Origin of the sequence: Sporosarcina koreensis (genome assembly GCF_001531445.1) — a bacterium.
Lineage (GTDB): Bacteria > Bacillota > Bacilli > Bacillales_A > Planococcaceae > Sporosarcina > Sporosarcina koreensis_C.
In genome coordinates this window covers 1-243 of record NZ_LQYA01000419.1, presented here as the reverse complement: position 1 = coordinate 243, position 243 = coordinate 1, and the positions used below count along the sequence as shown (strand labels likewise).

Here is a 243-nt window from a genome sequence, read left to right as displayed (position 1 = left end):
CGCCCGATTGCTTAAGAAAGCTAGAAGTCATTTAATTTATCTCTGGTATTCAACTTTTAAATTGAATTTGTCTTCGTTTATATACAATCAAGGTGATCAGCCAACTAGTAACAACGACTCCTGTAAAAAGGAATAGCATATTACTATACAAATAAGTGGATTGATCAAGGTCCATAGGTAGCAACTTCTGATTCAGTAAGCGTACAGATAATAAACCACCAACAATTGCAATACCTATTCCCT

General features: G+C 34.6%; 1 pseudogene. It reads right to left on the bottom strand.

Features of this window, described 5'->3' with window-relative positions:
* Positions 1-49: 49 nt before the first annotated feature.
* Positions 50-243, bottom strand: a pseudogene (locus AWV70_RS22695) (tetracycline efflux MFS transporter Tet(L)); the annotation flags it as partial.